The 18,525-nt window shown below is 62.3% G+C and carries 18 protein-coding genes and 1 tRNA gene; 17 read left to right on the forward strand and 2 right to left on the reverse strand.

Going from position 1 to position 18,525, the window contains the following annotated elements:
* Window positions 1-59: 59 nt before the first annotated feature.
* Window positions 60-881 carry a GNAT family N-acetyltransferase gene (locus ACVZUB_RS11620; RefSeq protein ID WP_080961234.1) on the reverse strand — a complete coding sequence of 274 codons (822 nt, stop codon included), beginning with the start codon at window positions 879-881 and terminating at the stop codon, window positions 60-62.
* A 53-nt stretch (window positions 882-934) separates the two neighbouring features.
* Here ACVZUB_RS11620 and ACVZUB_RS11625 point away from each other — a divergent pair, with 53 nt between their 5' ends.
* From ACVZUB_RS11625 to ACVZUB_RS11690, 14 genes are all read left to right on the forward strand, one after another.
* On the forward strand, window positions 935-1,567 hold the full coding sequence (locus tag ACVZUB_RS11625; RefSeq protein ID WP_054187610.1) for a dienelactone hydrolase family protein: 633 nt from the start codon (window positions 935-937) through the stop codon (window positions 1,565-1,567).
* Window positions 1,564-2,844 carry an NAD(P)/FAD-dependent oxidoreductase gene (locus ACVZUB_RS11630; RefSeq protein ID WP_482628430.1) on the forward strand — a complete coding sequence of 427 codons (1,281 nt, stop codon included), beginning with the start codon at window positions 1,564-1,566 and terminating at the stop codon, window positions 2,842-2,844. The genes ACVZUB_RS11625 and ACVZUB_RS11630 overlap by 4 nt, the downstream gene beginning before the upstream one ends.
* The gene (locus tag ACVZUB_RS11635) at window positions 2,835-3,578 is read left to right on the forward strand and encodes a DUF1365 domain-containing protein (protein WP_042450068.1); all 744 of its coding nucleotides are present in this window, start codon (window positions 2,835-2,837) and stop codon (window positions 3,576-3,578) included. The genes ACVZUB_RS11630 and ACVZUB_RS11635 overlap by 10 nt, the downstream gene beginning before the upstream one ends.
* On the forward strand, window positions 3,575-4,864 hold the full coding sequence (locus tag ACVZUB_RS11640; protein WP_007731299.1) for an SAM-dependent methyltransferase: 1,290 nt from the start codon (window positions 3,575-3,577) through the stop codon (window positions 4,862-4,864). Before ACVZUB_RS11635 ends, ACVZUB_RS11640 begins: the two co-directional genes overlap by 4 nt.
* A complete protein-coding gene (locus ACVZUB_RS11645) occupies window positions 4,861-6,177 on the forward strand; it encodes an SAM-dependent methyltransferase (protein WP_116056887.1) in 1,317 nt (438 codons plus the stop codon). The genes ACVZUB_RS11640 and ACVZUB_RS11645 overlap by 4 nt, the downstream gene beginning before the upstream one ends.
* On the forward strand, window positions 6,174-6,977 hold the full coding sequence (locus ACVZUB_RS11650; RefSeq protein ID WP_037130102.1) for a DUF1295 domain-containing protein: 804 nt from the start codon (window positions 6,174-6,176) through the stop codon (window positions 6,975-6,977). The genes ACVZUB_RS11645 and ACVZUB_RS11650 overlap by 4 nt, the downstream gene beginning before the upstream one ends.
* Window positions 6,978-7,000: 23 nt before the next feature.
* Complete coding sequence (locus ACVZUB_RS11655) at window positions 7,001-7,378, forward strand: fluoride efflux transporter FluC (RefSeq protein WP_162114279.1); 378 nt, start codon at window positions 7,001-7,003, stop codon at window positions 7,376-7,378.
* A complete protein-coding gene (crcB, locus tag ACVZUB_RS11660) occupies window positions 7,375-7,719 on the forward strand; it encodes a fluoride efflux transporter CrcB (protein WP_003942344.1) in 345 nt (114 codons plus the stop codon). Before ACVZUB_RS11655 ends, crcB begins: the two co-directional genes overlap by 4 nt.
* Window positions 7,720-7,816: 97 nt before the next feature.
* Window positions 7,817-9,454 carry a phosphoglucomutase (alpha-D-glucose-1,6-bisphosphate-dependent) gene (gene pgm, locus ACVZUB_RS11665; protein WP_482628431.1) on the forward strand — a complete coding sequence of 546 codons (1,638 nt, stop codon included), beginning with the start codon at window positions 7,817-7,819 and terminating at the stop codon, window positions 9,452-9,454.
* 42 nt (window positions 9,455-9,496) lie between these two features.
* Window positions 9,497-10,750, forward strand: a complete 1,254-nt coding sequence (locus ACVZUB_RS11670; protein WP_482628432.1) for an MFS transporter — start codon at window positions 9,497-9,499, stop codon at window positions 10,748-10,750.
* Window positions 10,751-10,775: 25 nt separating this feature from the next.
* Entirely contained in the window at window positions 10,776-11,264 is a 489-nt protein-coding gene (locus ACVZUB_RS11675) for a MauE/DoxX family redox-associated membrane protein (protein ID WP_003942318.1), read from the forward strand.
* Window positions 11,265-11,306: 42 nt separating this feature from the next.
* A complete protein-coding gene (locus ACVZUB_RS11680; protein WP_397523859.1) occupies window positions 11,307-12,050 on the forward strand; it encodes a DsbA family protein in 744 nt (247 codons plus the stop codon).
* 145 nt (window positions 12,051-12,195) lie between these two features.
* Window positions 12,196-12,268, forward strand: a tRNA-Ala gene (locus tag ACVZUB_RS11685).
* A gap of 126 nt (window positions 12,269-12,394) precedes the next feature.
* Window positions 12,395-13,438, forward strand: a complete 1,044-nt coding sequence (locus tag ACVZUB_RS11690; RefSeq protein WP_482628433.1) for an NAD(P)/FAD-dependent oxidoreductase — start codon at window positions 12,395-12,397, stop codon at window positions 13,436-13,438.
* 10 nt (window positions 13,439-13,448) lie between these two features.
* Here ACVZUB_RS11690 and ACVZUB_RS11695 read toward each other — a convergent pair whose 3' ends face one another.
* Window positions 13,449-15,983 carry an AMP-binding protein gene (locus tag ACVZUB_RS11695; protein WP_482628434.1) on the reverse strand — a complete coding sequence of 845 codons (2,535 nt, stop codon included), beginning with the start codon at window positions 15,981-15,983 and terminating at the stop codon, window positions 13,449-13,451.
* Window positions 15,984-16,161: 178 nt separating this feature from the next.
* On the opposite strand from ACVZUB_RS11695, the gene ACVZUB_RS11700 reads away from it, so the two are divergent.
* The 3 genes from ACVZUB_RS11700 (at window position 16,162) to bluB (ending at window position 18,524) form a co-directional block, all read left to right on the forward strand.
* Window positions 16,162-16,764 (forward strand): lipocalin family protein, encoded by a 603-nt coding sequence (locus ACVZUB_RS11700; protein WP_042924492.1) that lies wholly within the window; start codon window positions 16,162-16,164, stop codon window positions 16,762-16,764.
* Between the two features lie 81 nt (window positions 16,765-16,845).
* Window positions 16,846-17,898, forward strand: a complete 1,053-nt coding sequence (locus tag ACVZUB_RS11705; protein ID WP_482628435.1) for a CobW family GTP-binding protein — start codon at window positions 16,846-16,848, stop codon at window positions 17,896-17,898.
* Entirely contained in the window at window positions 17,895-18,524 is a 630-nt protein-coding gene (bluB, locus tag ACVZUB_RS11710; protein ID WP_007731309.1) for a 5,6-dimethylbenzimidazole synthase, read from the forward strand. Before ACVZUB_RS11705 ends, bluB begins: the two co-directional genes overlap by 4 nt.
* Window position 18,525 lies beyond the last annotated feature (1 nt).

The following is an 18,525-nucleotide window of genomic DNA, read 5'->3' on the forward strand; positions in this document are numbered from 1 at the left end:
AGATGCCAGTACCGACACACATCCGTGGATGAGGACGGAAAGCGTCCCCGCGGGGACGTCTAACCGCTGCCGATCGAGTACTCGGCGTAGGTACCGACATCCTCGAAGCCGACGTTTCGATAGAGCTGTGCGCCGTCGCTGGACGCTTGAAGTACAGCGGTTCGGGCACCTCGCTCGCGGGCGATGTCGAGTGCGGCAAGGGTGACCGCCGAGCCGAATCCGCGTCGGCGCGCCGTTTCGAGTGTGACGACCCCGTACAGTCCGGCGACGTCGGCGGCAAAATGGACCTCGGCTCCGGCGACAGGCTGGGAGTTCGCGTATCCCACGACAAACGAACTCCGCGAGCGCTCATCGAGGATGTCATCGGCGGTGTCTTCGAAGAAACGTATTACTGCGGTTGAGGGCGGCGACCAATTGGCGGCCATCACGGCGGCGTAGTCGGCGAGCTGCGAGCGAGTCGTCACTCGCTGAACGCACAGTTCTGAAACAGGCGTTGGGCGTGGGACGACGTCCAAGTCTGCCGTCATCGCTCTTTCTTCCTCGGAGCGCACGCAGCCGAGGGCTGACAAGCGAGCGCCGAGGTCAGAGGGCTTGTCGCGCGGACCTGTCCACCAGGAGAACGGACGACCGGTTGCTCGAAGCCACGCGAGTACGTCGAGTAGTCGTCGGTCTTCTTCCGGGCCTTCAGCAGCAGGTACAGCGAAGCGTGCACCAGCGATGATGTTGAAAGTGTCGTCGGTGAGGCCGCTGTCTGCGACGACAACATCTGCAGAGACCGTGACCGATCCCGTCGGCAAGTGTTCATGCAGGTGGCAGGCATGGGATACCAAGTTGGCGTCCATGGCGTCGAGGACATCGCCGACGAGTGCTTCACGATTCACAAAAGAAATTCTACGAACCCCATCCAAATGGTTTTCGGCTCCGAATGCCGTGTATGACGCCCAACCGACGGCAACAGCAGGACGGTGACCAGCACCTGGTGGTGCTAGTGCTGCCTGGAGGAAAGGTATCGAGCCATCGCCCGGCTCGCGCCTGGCATCTGTCCAACCTTCGGATGTGCCCGTTCACCGCTCAGCTTCGCCTCTCCGGTGTCAAAGCGGTGCAGGCTCGCTATCGAGTTCGAGGTTGGAACGGTGCCGAGCGCAGTCCGGTCGTGGACGCCCGCGCCGCACTCGACGCGATAACGAAACGTAATTCACAAGCTCAGGTGATCCTGCTGGGGCACTCGATGGGCGGACGGGTCGCCGCCGAACTATGTGGCGATCCGGCGGTGGTCGGTGTGGTCGCGCTGGCGCCGTGGTGGCCCGATGGAACGTCGGTGAATCTGCGTTCGGACACACCACTGTCAGTCCTTCACGGCACGGCTGACTCCTGGACCGATCCGGAGGTGTCGCGGCGAAAGGTCGACGAACTGCAGGCGTCGGGTAAGAGCGCTGAATGGATCGGCATCGACGGCGCAGGCCACTTCATGCTCCGTCGGGCGGCGACTTGGCATCGCCTCGTCGCGGATGCAATCGCAGGAATGAGTCGCGGGGTAGCCGCAACAAAGATGGGAGAACGACGATGAGTTCCGACAAGCGCAAGGTGGCCGTCGTCGGTAGTGGTGTCGCAGGTCTGACAGCGGCGTGGGTGCTCAGTAAGGACAGTGACGTCACCCTCTACGAAGCGGATTCACGGCTCGGCGGGCACGCGGACACCCATTCGGTCACCGACCCGGAAGGGCGAAGCCTCGCCATCGACACGGGGTTCATCGTCCACAACGATCGCACCTATCCGACATTGTTGCGATTGTTCGCAGAACTCGATGTGCCTACGCAGGAATCCGATATGAGCATGTCGGTCAGGTGTGGGGGTTGCGGACTCGAGTACTCGGGAGGCCAAGGGTTGCGCGGCGTTCTCCCGACGCCGGGGCTCCTTGTCAACGGCAGCTTTCTGTCGATGTTGATGGAGGTCAAGCGCTTCCATCGCCGTGCCCGAGCCCTGCTCGACAACACGGATCCGTCGGCACCCGACCAGACACTGGGGGTGTTTCTGCGCAGCGGCCGGTTCTCCGACTACTTCACCGCTCACTTCATGACTCCGCTCGTGTCGGCAGTCTGGTCGTGTGATCCCGGCTCGGCGCTGAAATATCCCGCGCGGTACCTGTTCTCGTTCCTCGATCACCACGGAATGCTGAGCGTCACTGGATCGCCGACCTGGCGAACAGTCACCGGTGGATCGGGCGAATACGTTCGTCTCGTCGCCAAAAGTATCGGGGATATCCGCCTCAACACGCCGGTGCGCGCAATCCACCGGTTCGATGATCGCGTCGACATTCGTGACGGCGACGACCAGATCCAGACCTTCGACGCAGCCGTGGTCGCAACGCATCCGCAGCAAGCGCTGAAGATTTTGGCGGATCCGACGCCTGTCGAATCCCAGGTCCTCGCCGCAATGCCGTACTCCGTCAACCACACCCAGCTTCACACCGACGAGAATGTGCTGCCCGGCAACACCAATGCGCGCGCGTCGTGGAACTACTACATCCCTGAATGCAACGCGAAGCCGGATCACGTTCTGGTCAGCTACGACATGACGAGGTTGCAGCGGCTGCCGGAGACCGGCCGGCGCTACCTGGTGACGTTGGGGGGAGACGAAATGGTGGCCCCGGACTCGGTGATCGATCAGATGACCTACGAGCATCCGCAGTACACACCCACCTCCGTCGCCGCTCAAGCGCGGCTTCCCGAGTTGGACTCGGACGTGCTCGCGTTTGCCGGTGCGTACCACGGATGGGGCTTCCACGAGGACGGTGCACTCTCTGGCCTGCGCGCCGCCGAACGCGTCGGAGGTCGGTGGCCGTGACCGCACCCATCACGCCGTCCATCGTTCATACGAGCATTCGGCACGTACGAACGGAGCCGTTGCACAACGAGTTCGAGTACCGAAGCTACAGTTGGCTCGTCGACGTCGACGATTTGCCCGAGCTTCCGAAGGCTTTGCGGCCCTTGGCGAAGTTCGACGCCGGGGATCACCTCGGCGACCCCACTCGATCGATTCGTGCCAACGTCGAGACTTTTCTGGCAACCAACGGATTGGAGTTCGCCGGCGGTCGCATCCTCATGCTTGCGAACGCGCGTGTGTTCGGCCATGTGTTCAACCCGCTGAGTGTGTTCTGGTGTCTGAACGACGACGGCAGTCAGCGGTGCGTCGTTGCCGAGGTTCACAACACCTACGGCGAGCGGCACTGCTACCTGCTCGAAACCGACGAACGTGGCGCGGTTCGCACGTCCAAAGAGTTCTACGTGTCTCCATTCAACGATCTGGACGGCGAGTACCGGATGCGACTTCCGCTACCCGACACCGCGCTCGCGCTCTCGATAGTTCTGGCCCGTGACGGCAAGGCGCCCTTCGTGGCCACGGTGTCCGGTCGTTGTGTGCCGGCGACGACGCGCGAGATCGTGCGCAGTGCGCTCGCCATCCCGCTGGCTCCGCTCCGAGTCGCCGCGCAGATCAGATTTCAAGGAATCCGGCTGTGGGCCAGGCGCTTACCCATCGTTCCCCGACCGCAACATCACCCGCAGGAGGCAGTGCAATGACCACAACCACTCTCGGCACCGAACCTTCCGCTCACACGATCGAAACCGAGCGGTGGCCGGGCGTCGCCACCGTGCCGAGCGGGCTCAAAGTGCGGGTTGCATCACCGGTTGCCCGCGCCCTGTTTCACAAGGCGGTCGCGCGTTTGCCGCTGCGTGTCCAGATGCCCAACGGTGAGTTCTCCGGTGGCGGTAGCCCCGATTCGCCGTTGATGGTCATTCACCGCCCAGACGACTTCGCTGCTCGTGTGGGGGACAGTGGTTTGATCGGATTCGGCGAGTCTTACATGGCGGGCGATTGGGAAGCATCCGACCTCACTGCGGTCCTGGAAGTCTTCGCCTCCCGCGTGGCGACGCTCATTCCCGACTTCCTGCAGCGGCTACGAGGCCTCTACATTCCGAAGCAGCCTCGCAGTGAACGGAATTCGACGCAGAACACGCGCTCGAACATCTCCCGGCACTACGACCTCTCGAACGAGATGTTCGAACTGTTCCTCGACGACACCATGACGTATTCCAGTGCCCTCTTCGAGGATCTGTCGGTAGGAGCGACCCCGTCGTGGGACGTGTTCGCAGCGGCGCAGCATCGGAAGATCGATCGACTGCTGGATGGCGCAGGTGTCGGACCCGGTTCGCGAGTGCTCGAAATCGGCACAGGCTGGGGAGAATTGGCGATCCGAGCTGCCCAACGGGGAGCGACGGTGCGCTCGGTGACACTTTCGGTCGAACAGCAGGAATTGGCAGCGAAGCGGATAAGCGCTGCGGGACTGGCAGATCGCGTTCAGGTCGACCTTCTCGACTATCGGCAGGTACAGGGGGAGTACGACGCCGTTGTGTCGGTCGAGATGATCGAGGCCGTCGGCCACCAGTACTGGGGAAGCTACTTCCAGACGATCGACGCCCTGCTGGCGCCGGGTGGGCGCGCAGCGATCCAAGCCATCACGATGCCGCACGATCGAATGCTCGCGACCCGCAACACCTACACCTGGGTGCACAAGTACATCTTCCCCGGCGGATTTCTCCCGTCGGTGCGGGCGATCGAGGACGTCACCGAGCGCATGACAACCCTGCGGGTGCGTGAGCGGATGTCGATGGGCGATCACTACGCGCAGACGTTGCGACTGTGGGACGAGCGATTCAGCGCTCGCACCGACGAGGCGTCCGCGCTCGGGTTCGACGCAGTGTTCGCGCGCATGTGGCATTTCTATCTCTGCTACTCCGAGGCGGGGTTTCGGTCGGGGTATCTCGACGTCCAGCAAATTGTTCTCGATCGGAGGAACCAGCGATGACTGCCACAATGGATCGAACGACACAAGGTACCGGCGTTGCGGGTCGTCTCTCGGACATCCTCAGTCCACTTGTCGGCGGCGAACTTCCGGTGCGGTTGACTGCATGGGACGGCAGCACAGCAGGTCCGGAAGATGCTCCGAAGCTGACGCTTTACAGCCCGAACGTTTTGCGACGCTTGCTCTGGAATCCCGGCGAGTTGGGGGCTGCGCAGGCGTATGTTCTCGGTGAACTCGACGTCGAGGGCGATCTAGGCGACGCACTCACACACGTGTGGAAGGTGTCTGCCGAGCGGGGGCTCGGGTCGATTACCCCGACACCATCGCTCGTCTTGGCCGCGGTCAAGGCTGCGCGATCCTTCGGTGCTTTCGGGAGACCTTTGGCTCCGCCGGCGTCGCAGGCTCAGGTGAAGGGGCGCCTGCACAGCCTCGCCCGCGACCGCGAGGCGATCGGGCACCACTACGATTTGTCGAACGATTTCTACCAATTGATCCTCGATGAGAACATGGCGTACTCCTCGGGCTATTGGACTTCCGATGCACCGGACTACACGCTCGAAGACTCACAGACAGACAAGCTGGACCTGGTGTGCCGCAAGGTCGGTCTCGATCGAGCGCGAGGCTTGCGGTTTCTCGATGTCGGCTGTGGTTGGGGCTCGCTCAGCCTGCATGCAGCGCGGGAGTACGGCGCCAGGGTTGTCGGAATCACGATCTCGGCGGAGCAGAAGGCTTTTGTCGACGCGAAGGTCCGCGCGCTCGGTTTGGAAGACTGGGTCGAGATTCGCCTCCAAGATTATCGAGAGATTCCAGACGGTCCCTTCGATGCGGTCGCTTCCATCGAGATGGGTGAGCATGTCGGTGAGGACAACTATCCGACCTACGTGAAAGCGCTCCACGACAATGTTATTGCCGGTGGCCGTGTGCTGATTCAGCAGATGTCCCGCACTGGCCCGCACCCCGGGGGAGGTCCGTTCATCGAGTCGTTCATCGCGCCGGACATGTACATGCGGCCCGTCGGTCGCACTGTTGCGATGATCGAGGAAGGTGGACTCGAAGTGCGGGACGTCCACGCCCTGCGTGAGCACTACGTGCGGACCGTCGACGCGTGGATCGAGACCTTCGAATCGAACTGGGATCGCGTCGTGGAACTCGTAGGTGTCGAAGTCGCCCGGGTGTGGCGTCTCTACCTCGTCGGCGGAGGAATGGCATTTCGGGACGGCAGGATGGGCGTCGATCAGATTCTGTCGGTCCGGCCGCACGGTGATGGTCGATCGGGTATGGAACCGGTACGGCCGCAGTGGGTGTCGCGGCGATGAACGGATTCGACTGGGGCGCGTTCGGAGTGGTCACACTCACGAGTCTGCTGGCGATCGCCGTCGGAATGGCGGTGACAGCCACGATCGGTGTACGGATCGGGCGCCACAACGTTGTCGACGTGTCGTGGGGCGCCGGCTTCGTTCTGATCGCGCTCGTGTCCGCGATAGTGGGAACCGGCGACCTCTGGCGCCGGTTGCTGATGCTTGCGCTCGTGGCGATCTGGGGTCTGCGGTTGGCGACGCACATGGCGATTCGATCGCGTGGCAAAGGTGAAGACCCGCGGTACGAAGAAATGCTCGGACGAGCGACGGGTAATCGAACGCTGTATGCGATCCGCAAGATCTATCTCACGCAGGGGATTTCGTTGTGGTTCGTCTCCCTGCCGATCCAGGTCGCAGCAGTATCGAACGGCAGCTTCGGACTTCTTGTCGTACTCGGAATCGCGCTGTGGATTGTCGGCGTCACGTTCGAGACGGTCGGCGACCGACAGATGGAGGAGTTCAAATCCGATCCGGGCAGCCGTGGCCACATCATGGATCAAGGTTTGTGGGCATGGACGCGGCATCCCAACTATTTCGGCGACGCGTGTGTCTGGTGGGGGATCTTCCTCGTCTCGGCGTCCGTGTGGCCGGGGGTGTTGACCGTCCTCTCACCGATCGCCATGACGTACTTCCTGGTCTTCGCCACCGGAGCGCGGTTGCTCGAGCGACACATGGAACAGCGTCCGGGCTATCGCGAGTATCAGCAGCGGACAAGTTACTTCATTCCTCGCCCGCCGAAAGCCCGCTCCGGGACGTAGGCTCTTTCGGGTGAGGCCAGAGCATGGGTGATCTGAAACTGCCGGCTGCGGTATGCGCGGTTGCCGTCGGCGGAGGGTTGGGCGCGCTCAGCCGCTACGGTCTGGGGGAGCTCTTTCCCCACATCTGGACGACTCTGGTCATCAACGTCGTCGGCTCGTTCGTTCTCGGTGTTCTCGCGGCCCTGCTCGTGCACAACAAGATTGGGTACCTCTTTCTCGGCACGGGCTTCTGCGGCGGCTTCACCACCTTCTCGTCCTTCGCGGTTCACGCCGTGACGGAGAGTCCGTGGCGATCGATTCTCTATGTTCTCGGGACGTTGATTCCCGCGATCCTCGCTGCAGCACTGGGCAAAGGGCTCGGTGAACGCTGGATCCGCGCGCGGGACGGAGCGTCGGCATGACAGTTCTCCTGGTGGCGCTCGGCGGCGGCGCTGGTGCGAGTGGCCGGTACCTGTTGGCGCGGTATGTGCCCGCGTACAAGGGATTTCCGGCTGCGACGTTCGCCGCGAACGTGATCGGCTGCTTCCTCCTTGGATTGTTCACCGGGGCAGCTCTTTCCACCGAGATGGCCGCACTTCTGGCGACCGGCTTCTGCGGCGGCTTGTCCACCTATTCGACCTTCGCGACCGAGAACGTCGGGATGATCGAGAGGCGCCAGACGGCGCTTTCTCTGATCTACATCGTCCTCAGTCTGATCGTGGGACTGTCCGCTGCGTGGTTGGGAATCCAGATCACGGATTGACGGATCCGGCGCCGAGCGTGCACGCCACGCGGCCAGGGTAGACAATTGTCCACAGTCGCGTCGACACAGTGGTCGACCACCGGGCCGAGGGGGATTCGTGGCGCACGAACGAGCAGGACAAGTGGCTCTGCCAGAGGATCTGATCAATGTTCCTCATCTGGTCACCGCGTATTACACGCGCACTCCGGATCCCGAGAACCCGATGCAGCAGGTACTTTTCGGCACTTCAGGACATCGCGGTTCCAGTCTCGACTCGGCGTTCAACGAAGCTCATATCCTGGCGACAACCCAGGCGATCGTCGAGTACCGCGCTTCGCAGGGAATCGACGGCCCGCTGTTCATCGGCCGGGACACACATGCGCTCTCGGAGCCTGCCTGGCTGTCGGCCTTGGAGGTCCTGGTCGCCAACGACGTCGTCGTCCTCGTCGATTCACGCGACGCCTACACTCCCACCCCGGCTGTCAGTCACGCGATCTTGCGATACAACTCGACGGGTCCGGAGGCCAAAGCCGACGGCATCGTCGTGACACCGTCACACAATCCGCCTCGTGACGGTGGCTTCAAATACAACCCGCCGCACGGCGGGCCCGCGGACACGGATGCGACGTCGGTTATCGCCGATCGAGCGAACGAGCTACTGCGCAAGGGGCTTTCCGGGGTACGGCGTGTGACGGCGGCACAAGCGCTGGACCGCGTCGAACGCTACGACTTCCTCCGCTACTACGTCGAAGACCTCCCCAGTGTCCTCAACCTCGACGCGATCCGCGATGCCGGAATCACGATCGGTGCAGACCCCCTCGGCGGGGCAAGCGTCGACTACTGGGGCGCGATTGCCGAAACTCACCGACTCGACCTCGAAGTGGTGAATCCTCTCGTCGATCCGACCTGGCGGTTCATGACGCTCGATACGGACGGCAAGATCCGCATGGACTGCTCGTCGCCCGACGCGATGGCGTCGCTGATCGGGATTCGGGATCGCTACGACATCGCGACCGGAAACGATGCGGACTCCGACCGCCACGGCATCGTCACTCCCGACGGCGGTTTGATGAACCCGAATCACTATCTGGCCGTTGCCATCGAGTACCTGTTCGCGAACCGGCCAGGTTGGGGCGCAGATACCAAGGTCGGCAAGACCCTCGTGAGTTCCTCGATGATCGACCGTGTCGTGAGCAGCCTGGGCCGCGATTTGCTCGAGGTTCCGGTCGGGTTCAAGTGGTTCGTTCCCGGATTGCTCGACGGGTCTGTGGGATTCGGCGGCGAGGAAAGCGCCGGCGCGTCCTTCCTCCGACACGACGGTTCCGTCTGGACGACGGACAAGGACGGCATCATCCTTGCGTTGCTCGCGTCGGAAATCACCGCGGTGACGGGAAAGTCTCCGTCAGCGCACTACGCCGCGTTGGCCGAGAAGTTCGGGAGCCCGGCGTACGCACGTATCGATGCGCCCGCGACACGCGCACAGAAGGCAGTCTTGGCAAAACTGTCTCCCGACCAGGTGAGTGCAACCGAGCTGGCGGGTGAACCGATCACCGCGACACTGACTGCCGCGCCCGGAAACGGCGCGGCGATCGGTGGTCTCAAGGTGACGACGGAGAACGCGTGGTTTGCAGCGAGGCCGTCCGGCACGGAGGACGTGTACAAGATCTATGCCGAGTCGATGAAGGGCGCCGATCATCTGGCTCAGGTTCAGGCAGCGGCCAAGGACTTGGTGTCCGGCGTCTTGAAGGCGAACTAGCCCGCGGACCGCTCATGTCGCCCGGCTAGAATTCCGGACGACATGAAAACTCGTGCAGCCAAGCTGCCACAGGAAATTTGGGTACTGGTCGCCGCCAGCTTCGTCATCGCCCTCGGATTCGGGTTGGTCGCCCCGGCACTACCTCAGTTCGCGCGCAGCTTCGACGTATCGGTCACCGCCGCCACGATCGTGATCTCGTCTTTCGCTTTCATGCGGTTGGTGTTCGCGCCGATGAGCGGCACTTTGGTACAGAAACTCGGTGAGCGGCCGGTCTACATCGTCGGCCTTCTCATCGTCGCGGTCTCGACCGGTGCGTGCGCTTTCGCGGGGGAGTACTGGCAACTTCTGCTGTTCCGGTCGTTGGGCGGCATCGGGTCGACCATGTTCACGGTGTCGGCCCTCGGGCTGATCATTCGCATGTCACCGTCGGACAGTCGCGGCCGCGTGTCGGGTCTGTACGCGACAAGCTTTCTCATGGGATCGATCGGAGGCCCGCTGGTCGGCGGTGCGCTGTTGCAGTTCGGTCTGCGGATGCCGTTCATCATCTACGCAATTGCGTTGGTGATCGCCGCGCTCGTTGTCTTCGTGAGCCTGCGTGGATCTCATTTGGCGTCACCGGACAAGGCTGTCGATGTGAAGTCGATGACTCTCACAGAAGGCCTCCAGTCTCCGGTGTACCGGGCAGCGCTCGGATCGAACCTCGCCTTCGGCGGGGTTATTTTCGGAGTTCGCGTTGCCATGGTCCCCCTGTTCGTCGTGGAGTTCCTCGATCGGGATCCGTCGATTGCGGCCTACGCCCTGACGATCTTCGCCGTCGGCAATGCGTTGGTGTTGATCGTTTCCGGACGACTCTCGGACCGCTTCGGCCGCAAGCCCTTTGTCGTGAGCGGCCTGCTCATCTGTGGTGTGGGCACCATCGCGATGGGATTCACGGACAACCTCGTGGTGTTCTTTGTCATTGCTGCAGTGACGGGCGTCGGTTCAGGGCTCATGAGCCCGGCTCAGCAAGCAGCGGTTGCCGATGTGGTCGGGTCGACGGCTCGCGGCGGACCCGTCCTGGCGGTATTCCAGATGATGTCCGACATCGGTGGGGTAGTGGCGCCGATTTGTGCCGGACTGATCGCCCAGCATGTGTCGTACTCGGCGGCCTTCGCGGTGATGGGAGCCGTAGTAGTCGTGTCGGCGACGGGTTGGTTGTTCGTTCCGTCGCGAACGAAGCCCGTCGAATCCGTCGTCGAAGATCTGACTGATGTGACGGTGCTAACGGATACTCCTGCGCGGACAAACCTAGACTGACCGGGCATTCTGTACTCTCGATCGGGTGGCAATTCGCATCGTGAGTCTTGTGGCCCGATTGGGTTTGGCGGCCGTTTGGCTGATTTCCGGGGGACTCAAGTTCTTTGATCCCGTTCAGACGAAGATCGCGGTGCGCGCCTATCAACTATTGCCCGAGTCACTGGTGGGTCCGGTGGCGACGGCTCTTCCCCTGGTCGAAATAGTCCTGGGCCTGCTGATCCTCGTCGGGTTGGCGGTGCGAGCATCCGCTGCAGTCTCGGTGGTCATCCTCACGGTTCTCATTGCGGTGATCATTTCGGTGTGGGCCAGGGGATTGTCCATCGATTGCGGATGTTTCGGCGGCGGAGGTGCAGCCGACGTCGGCGCTTGGGACTATTCGAAGGAGATTCTCCGCGACCTGGGCTTCTTGGCACTTGCCGTCTGGCTGCTCGTGTTCCCGCGTTCGCCACTCGCACTGGGGCCCGGATCACGCGCGGCGTTCTCAGTGGATACTCAGTCTTCAGTGGCAAGGTAAGCAATCGGTAAATCGTTTCGACGCACGAAGGACTGCATCAGCGTGAGCACCAAGAGCAGCAAGAACAAATACTCGCCGGAACCGGTCTCGAGCCGCTCCACCTACATCATCGGTGGCCTCGCGGTGCTCGTGATCGCGGCCCTCGTCATCGGCGGTGTCTTGTGGACGAACAGCAAGAACAAGCCCCAGAACGACGGTTACGGCTCCGTGCAGAGTTCCGAAGTTGCCGTCACGGTGCAGGACAACGGAGTGGTGCTGCTCGGCAAGTCCTCCGCCGCGACAACCATTGATCTCTTCGAGGATCCGCTGTGCCCCGCCTGTGCCGCTCTCGAACACCTCAGTGGCCAGGCTCTCGCGGCCGCTGTCGACAACGGTGACGTCGCCGTGCGATACCACATGCTGAACTTCCTCAACCGGGCGTCGGGCAGCGGTGACTACTCCACACGGGCCGGCGCTGCGCTCCTGTGCGTTGCTCAGGGCGGCGACGCGATCGCGTACTCCGCATTCCACAACAAGCTTTTCGCGACCGACACGCAGCCGGCCGAGGGCGGCAGCAGCGACCACACCAACGACGACCTCGCCCAGATCGCTCGTGATGCGGGCGCATCCGAGGACGTGGCAACCTGCATCTCTTCCGGTACCAACGTCGAAGCCGCCGCGGCCAATGCCGCAGCCGCCAGCCAGGCGCTCAAGGATGTCGGGTCGAACGGGACGCCCACGGTTGTGGCGAACGGCAAGATCGTTGACACAGGCAGCAGCGACTGGGTTTCCAAGCTCTCCTCTTGAGCTGGAGCGGCCGCTTCGACAAGGAGCGGCCGCTTCGCTCTGACCAGGCGATTTGTTGCCCACGAGTCAAGTGGTGTAACTTTCTTCCAGCAAGCGGAAAGCAGAACAGCCGCTGCAAGTTCGACTGTTAGAGTGAACTGAATACGGGGCTATGGCGCAGCTGGTAGCGCACCACACTGGCAGTGTGGGGGTCAGGGGTTCGAGTCCCCTTAGCTCCACCCAATACAAATGCTCTGCACCAATCGGTGCAGAGCATTTGTTGTTTTCGTGCGCAATACTGTCCGCTGTGAGGCCTGATCGGCCCGTGCATCTCGGTACGGAGACCAGCGGCGGAATGGGAAATCGTGCGCGCACACGTGGTGGTGATCGGTGCAGGATATGCGGGCGCCATGGCAGCGAAGCGGCTCCATCAGATGATCGCGGCTGGCTACGACGCGACGGTCTCGTTCGACAGGGCGCTACCGCGTGCGGCACACCGAGTATTCGGGACGGTGACGGACATCGACGCCGCGGTCAGCAGGCTTACCCTCGACGACGGCAGTGTGCTCGACTACGACTATCTGGTCTACGCAGTCGGAAGTGGGCAGTTACCCAGCACTATCGGCGGGGCGGCGGAGCACGGGTTCAGCGTCTCCGAATTCGAGGACGCGGTTCGCCTCGAATCCAGACTGGCGACACTCGACGGGAAGGCTACGGTCTGTGTTGTCGGCGGCGGTCTCACCGGAATCGAGACTGCCGCAGAATTGGCTGAGCAGCGAAGCAGCCGAATCACTTTGGTGACCGGAGGAATCGTGGCCCCGGATCTGTCAGAGCGTGCGCGATCTGCAATTCTCAGAACATTGACCGATCTTGGGGTCGACATCGTCACCGAATCCCGGGTTACACGGATTGACGGTTCGTCCTGCGAGCTTGCGGGAGGCGCACGGGTGGAGGCAGATTGCACGATTCTCGCGACAGAATTCGGGGCCCCCGAGCTGGCGCGCCGAAGTGGCCTTCCCGTCGACGGTCTCGGTCGTCTGAAGGTCGACGACCGACTCGAATGCTCGTCCCACCCCAACATCGTCGGTGCGGGTGATGCTGTCGCAGTCGGTGATCTTTCACTGAGGATGAGTTGTCAGGCTGCGATTCCCTTGGGAATCCATGCGGCCGAGACGATCCTGCATCGACTCGAAGGTTCCGCGCCGCGCCCGGTGGCTCCGAAGTTCGCAGGCCGGTGCATCAGTCTCGGGAGGCGGCGAGGTGTGTTCCAGCGGACCACTCGTGTCGACGACGCAGCGGGCATGTTCATCGCAGGCAGGGCGGGTGCGTTCGTCAAGGAACGAGTGTGTTCGTCGACGACCGACTGGGCACTCACTCCCCGCCGCTCTTTCTTCTACAGCTGGACATGAGCAGCGCTGGTCACGCTCGATCACAGACTCGATCGATGATCGCCGCAGTCTTGCGGACGTACGGTTGGCGGACGACGTCTTCGTGGCACGCGTCGACGTCGTCGAAATCCAGTGAGCCTGTGGCAATGAGTGACCAGATCTCGCGTCCACGGTTGTTGGTGGCTCCACGGATCACGGTGACGGGCGCGGCGCATGCTCGTATCCGATGCTTCCGGAGCGCCTGGCCTCCGATGTAGAGGAACACGGTCCACTGGGTGGCCGGCGGGTACTGCAGAATGCCGGCGAACAGCGTGCGGATCCACATGGCCGCGACGGTGCGTCTGGTCGGCTTCCAGCGGGCATTGGTGGATGGTTGTGGTGCAAGGTCGACGATCGACGGATCCAAAGTGATGCCCGCTCGACCAGCCAGTCGTGCGGCAGCCTCGGTGGAGATTCTGGTGTCGAGAACGGTGACGTGTTCGACAGTGTCACCTGACTCGGACAGCTGTGCCGCCATTTCCAGCGCCACGTAGCCGCCGTACGAGTATCCGGCGAGGAGGTATGGCCCGGTGGGCTGAATCTTCTTGATTTCGAAAATGAAACGGCGGGCGCTTGCTTTCACCGACCGGTCGGGTAGTCCGCGAGATTCGAAGCCGTGTGGCTGAAGTGCGTAAACCGGCCGATCGGTGTGCAGCGCTTTCGACAAGGTGGACAGCGTCGTCGATGGGCACCCCGCTCCGTTCATGATGAACAGCGGTCGCCCGGAGCCTTCGAGCTTCAGTGGCACCATCGTGTTGTGACAGACGCGATCATCGGGATCGATTCTGCGCCGATCCACCAGCGCTGCAAGGTCTTTGACGGTACTGGCGGCCGCGAACTCCGCCGCCGTGATCCGGATCCGGAACATGTCGTGAATCTTTGCCACCACTTCGGTTGAAGCAAGCGAATCGCCGCCGAGTTCGAAGAAGTCGTCCTCACGGTCGATGGAGTCGATACCGAGAATCGACTCCCAGATCGAGGACAACCACAATTCGGCGGGCCCGGCGAGAGTCGGTGGAGTGGACCGCACCTCGACGGAGGGCAGCGCTGTTCGATCGACCTTTCCTCTTTCGTTGCGGGGCAACGCCGGCATCAGAACAAAATGTCGGGGGAGCATCCAGGCCGGCAGATATGTCGCCAATTCGCGCCGCATCTCGGCGCCCGACCGTGCCATCACGGCTTTGGTCAGGACCACGTAGGCGACGATCTCCGGTCGATCGTTCTCGAGGACGACGGCCACGAAAACATCAGCGACGCCGGGAATTCGACGAATATGCGACTCGACTTCCATCGGTTCCACCAGGTAGCCCCGAATCTTGACGGCGTCGTCGACGCGTCCCCGAAGTTGCAGTTCTCCGCGTTCGTCGATGCGGCCCCGGTCACCGGTCCGGTAGATGCTCACTCCGTCGCCCAGGCGCGTGAATCTTGCCGCAGTGCGATCCGGGTCGCCGTGGTATCCGTCGGCAAGATCACTCGAGACAACCTGAATCTCGCCGATCTCGCCGTCGGGGAGAGGCACGCCGTTCACATCGACGATCTGTACGTCCTTGCCGTCGCGAGCACGTCCGGCCGGTACCACTCCGACGGGTAGTTCGGAATGTGGTGGGAACACGTTGTACGCGACGACACCGGTCTCGGTGGTGGCCAGCCAGTTGACGTACGTGACGCGAGCGAAGCCGTGACTGCGATGGCGCGCGTAGTCCTCGCCGTGAACTGCTTCCCCGTACGTTACGACGACGCGTAGGGAACCGATCGAATCATCATTTGCTGCACCGCAATCGAGATCCGACCACGCCCGCAGAAAAGACGGCGCACAGTGCGTGGTCGTGATCGAATTCTCGATCAGCCAGTCGTCGATTCCCGAGACGCCGTCGATACGTGGATCCCAGCAGTAGACCGTGACTCCGTTCATAAGCCCCATGATCAGGGCCGTGATTCCGGCTCCGAAACTGACGGGCAACAGGTTCCCGATGTGATCGTCGGGTCGCAGGTCGATTGCTGCGGCGAGTTCGTCGGCCTTGTTCAGGCACATGGAGTGGCTCAACACGACTCCCTTGGGTGCCCCGCTGGTGCCTGACGTGAACGCGATCATGGCAGGGTCGGAACTCGATGGTTCCAACGCGCTGTCGAATCTGAAGCCCGTCGCAGCAGACTCGTCGAGTATCGACTGCAGCGGGACTGCACCCGAGGTGCTCATGATGTGCGCTCGGCGGGCCTCGGGGAGTTGTGGGTCGATCATGACCAAGGGCCGACCGGAAATCAGAGTGGCGAGGATGGCGGGCACCGACTCGGCCGTTGGTTCGAGATCGACCGCAACCGGGCGTGCCCCGTGTGACCCACGTAGGCGAAGTTCGCGGACCAATGCGTCGGTCCGGAGTTCGAGTTCGGCGAAAGTGATCCGGTCGCGCGGAGTCACGACGGCAACGGCGTCGTGCTGCATAGAGGTGACTCGGCGCCACCTCGACTCGATCGTCTCGTCGATGACTGCATAGCGAGTGCGTTCTAGACCTAAGTCGACAACCTTCATCACAGTAGCTCCGTCCGACTTTCAGCTATCTTTTAGCAAAGACTACATAAGGTTTGTGAAGTAGGTCCATAACAAACCAAAAGTAGTTTTACATACCTCCCCATCCTCCAGTCCGTCAGCTCCGAATGTCTTGAGGAACCAATGCCGATCGAGCGTTGTACAGACGAGGAGCAGTGACATGAAGTGGTCGGGGCGAAGTGCGATTGCGATTGCGGGAGTGTGCGCCGCAGCGACGATGTTTTCGGGAACCGCGCAGGCGAGCCCACTCTGGGAACCCTTGCAGCCGGTGGCGAACCTGGACGTCGCGCGCTACGTAGGGGAATGGAACCAGGTGGCGGCGATTCCTCAGCCCTTCAACCTCGCGTGCGCGAAGGACACCCGGGCGAGTTACGGGATCGTCGATTCGTCGAACGTGAGCGTGAAGAACACGTGTACGACGTGGACCGGTCAAGCCAACGAGATCGTCGGGAATGCCCGAGTTACCGATCCAGCAACGGGTGCCCAGTTGCATGTGAGCTTCCCCGGGGTGCCCTCACAGGAAAGCTTGGACGGCCCACCCAACTACATCGTCACCTACATTGCCGACGACTATTCATGGGCACTGGTGGGCGATCCGCTCAGGCTTTCCGGGTTCGTGCTCTCACGGTCGGCGGTCATCGACGCGGCAGGCTGGAGTGAGATCCGCCGGGTCGCCGAATCCCGTGGATACAACGCATGCACGATCCTGACGTCACCGACCACCGAGGGCACGTCGGACATCCGTCCGCTCTGCACGGTGTGAGTCTGCTGTCAGCGTGAACCTTCCGGAGCCACACTCCACTACGATCACTGATCGGTACGTGTGGTTTCGGAAGGTTGTGTGGTGGCGAAGAAGCAGATTCCCGTAATAGTCGTCGCAGGCTTTCTCGGTTCGGGCAAGACGACGCTGCTCAACCATCTTCTGCGTAACAACGACGGTGTACGCATCGGCGTGATCGTCAACGACTTCGGATCCGTCAACATCGACTCGATGATGGTCGCCGGTCAGGTCGATTCGATGGTCTCTCTCAGCAACGGCTGTTTGTGCTGCGCTGTCGACGTCTCGGACATGGACGAGATGCTGAACAAGTTGGCGCACCGGCAGTCCGGGATCGACGTGATCGTCATCGAGGCCAGCGGGCTTGCCGAGCCGCGGAACATGATTCGACTCGTCCTCGGAAGTGAGAACCCGTCTGTCGTCTACGGCGGCCTGGTGGTCCTGGTCGACGGAGCCAATTTCTCCACCGTTCGCCGCGAACATCCCGAGCTCGATCAACATGTCCGCCTGGCAGACCTGGTGGTAGTCAACAAGATCGACAGCGTTCCGGTCGCCGAACGCGAGCGATTCACGGCCGAAATTCGTAAGTTGAATCCGCGAGCGCCGATGGTGGAAACCTCGCACTCGCGGATAGACCCCGCTCTGTTGTTCGATACCGGCGAGGTGACCCCTCCGGCTCCGGGCGATCAACTGAGCCTCGACGAGCTCCTGCGCGACGGGCACGACGAGGATCACGAGGACGGCTCGTGTCATCACGATCACCTGCACCACCGCTACGAATCGGTTGATTTCGCATCGGAGACGCCTCTCGATGCCAGGGCTCTGACGCACTTTCTCGAGAATCAGCCGTCGGGTGTTTACCGCATCAAGGGCTTCGTGAACTTCGAGATTCCGGGCTACACAGGAAAATTCGAGATCCAATCGGTGGGTGATCATGTCCGGATCACGCCGCTGCGATGGAAGTCGGGCGAACCTCGAACCACGCAACTGGTCGTGATCGGCACCGGGATGGATTCGGGGGCGGTCGGCAGCGCGCTCCGCGCCTGCATGCGCGAAGAAACGGTCGAACCGCACCCCGACGCCATGCTGGGATTGCACCGCTATACCGTCGGGGCGTGAGTGAATCAGCTGTATCCGTGTACGAAGCGATTCGGCGACGGCGAGACGTTCGCGCCGAGTTCTCGGGAGAGATCGTCCCCGACGAAACTCTGATGCGCATTCTCGACGCCGCCCATCGCGCGCCGAGCGTGGGAAACACGCAACCGTGGGATTTTGTCGTCGTTCGTAATCCGGAGACGCTCGACACCTTCGCGGCACACGTCGCCGATGCCCGGGTGAAATTCGCGCAGTCCTTGCCCGAGGATCGCCGCTCGACGTTCGACCCCATCAAGATCGAGGGAATCGCCGAGAGCGGTACCGGCATCGTCGTCACTTACGACCCGTCGCGCGGTGGTCCGAACATCCTCGGCCGTCATACCGTCGACGACACCGGACTGTTCTCGGCGGTGCTGGCAATTCAGAATTTGTGGCTCGCCGCGGTAGCCGAGGAGATCGGCATCGGCTGGGTTTCGTTCTACGACGAGAAGTACCTCACCGAACTCATGGGCATTCCGTCACCCGTTCGCCCCATTGCGTGGCTGTGCGTCGGGAAGGTGACCGAGTTTCAACAGGTTCCGGATCTCGAACGCTTCGGATGGCGACAGCGCCGGCCATTGGCCGACGCTGTCCATTACGAAACCTATTGAG

Source organism: Rhodococcus sp. OS5 (assembly GCF_056837585.1).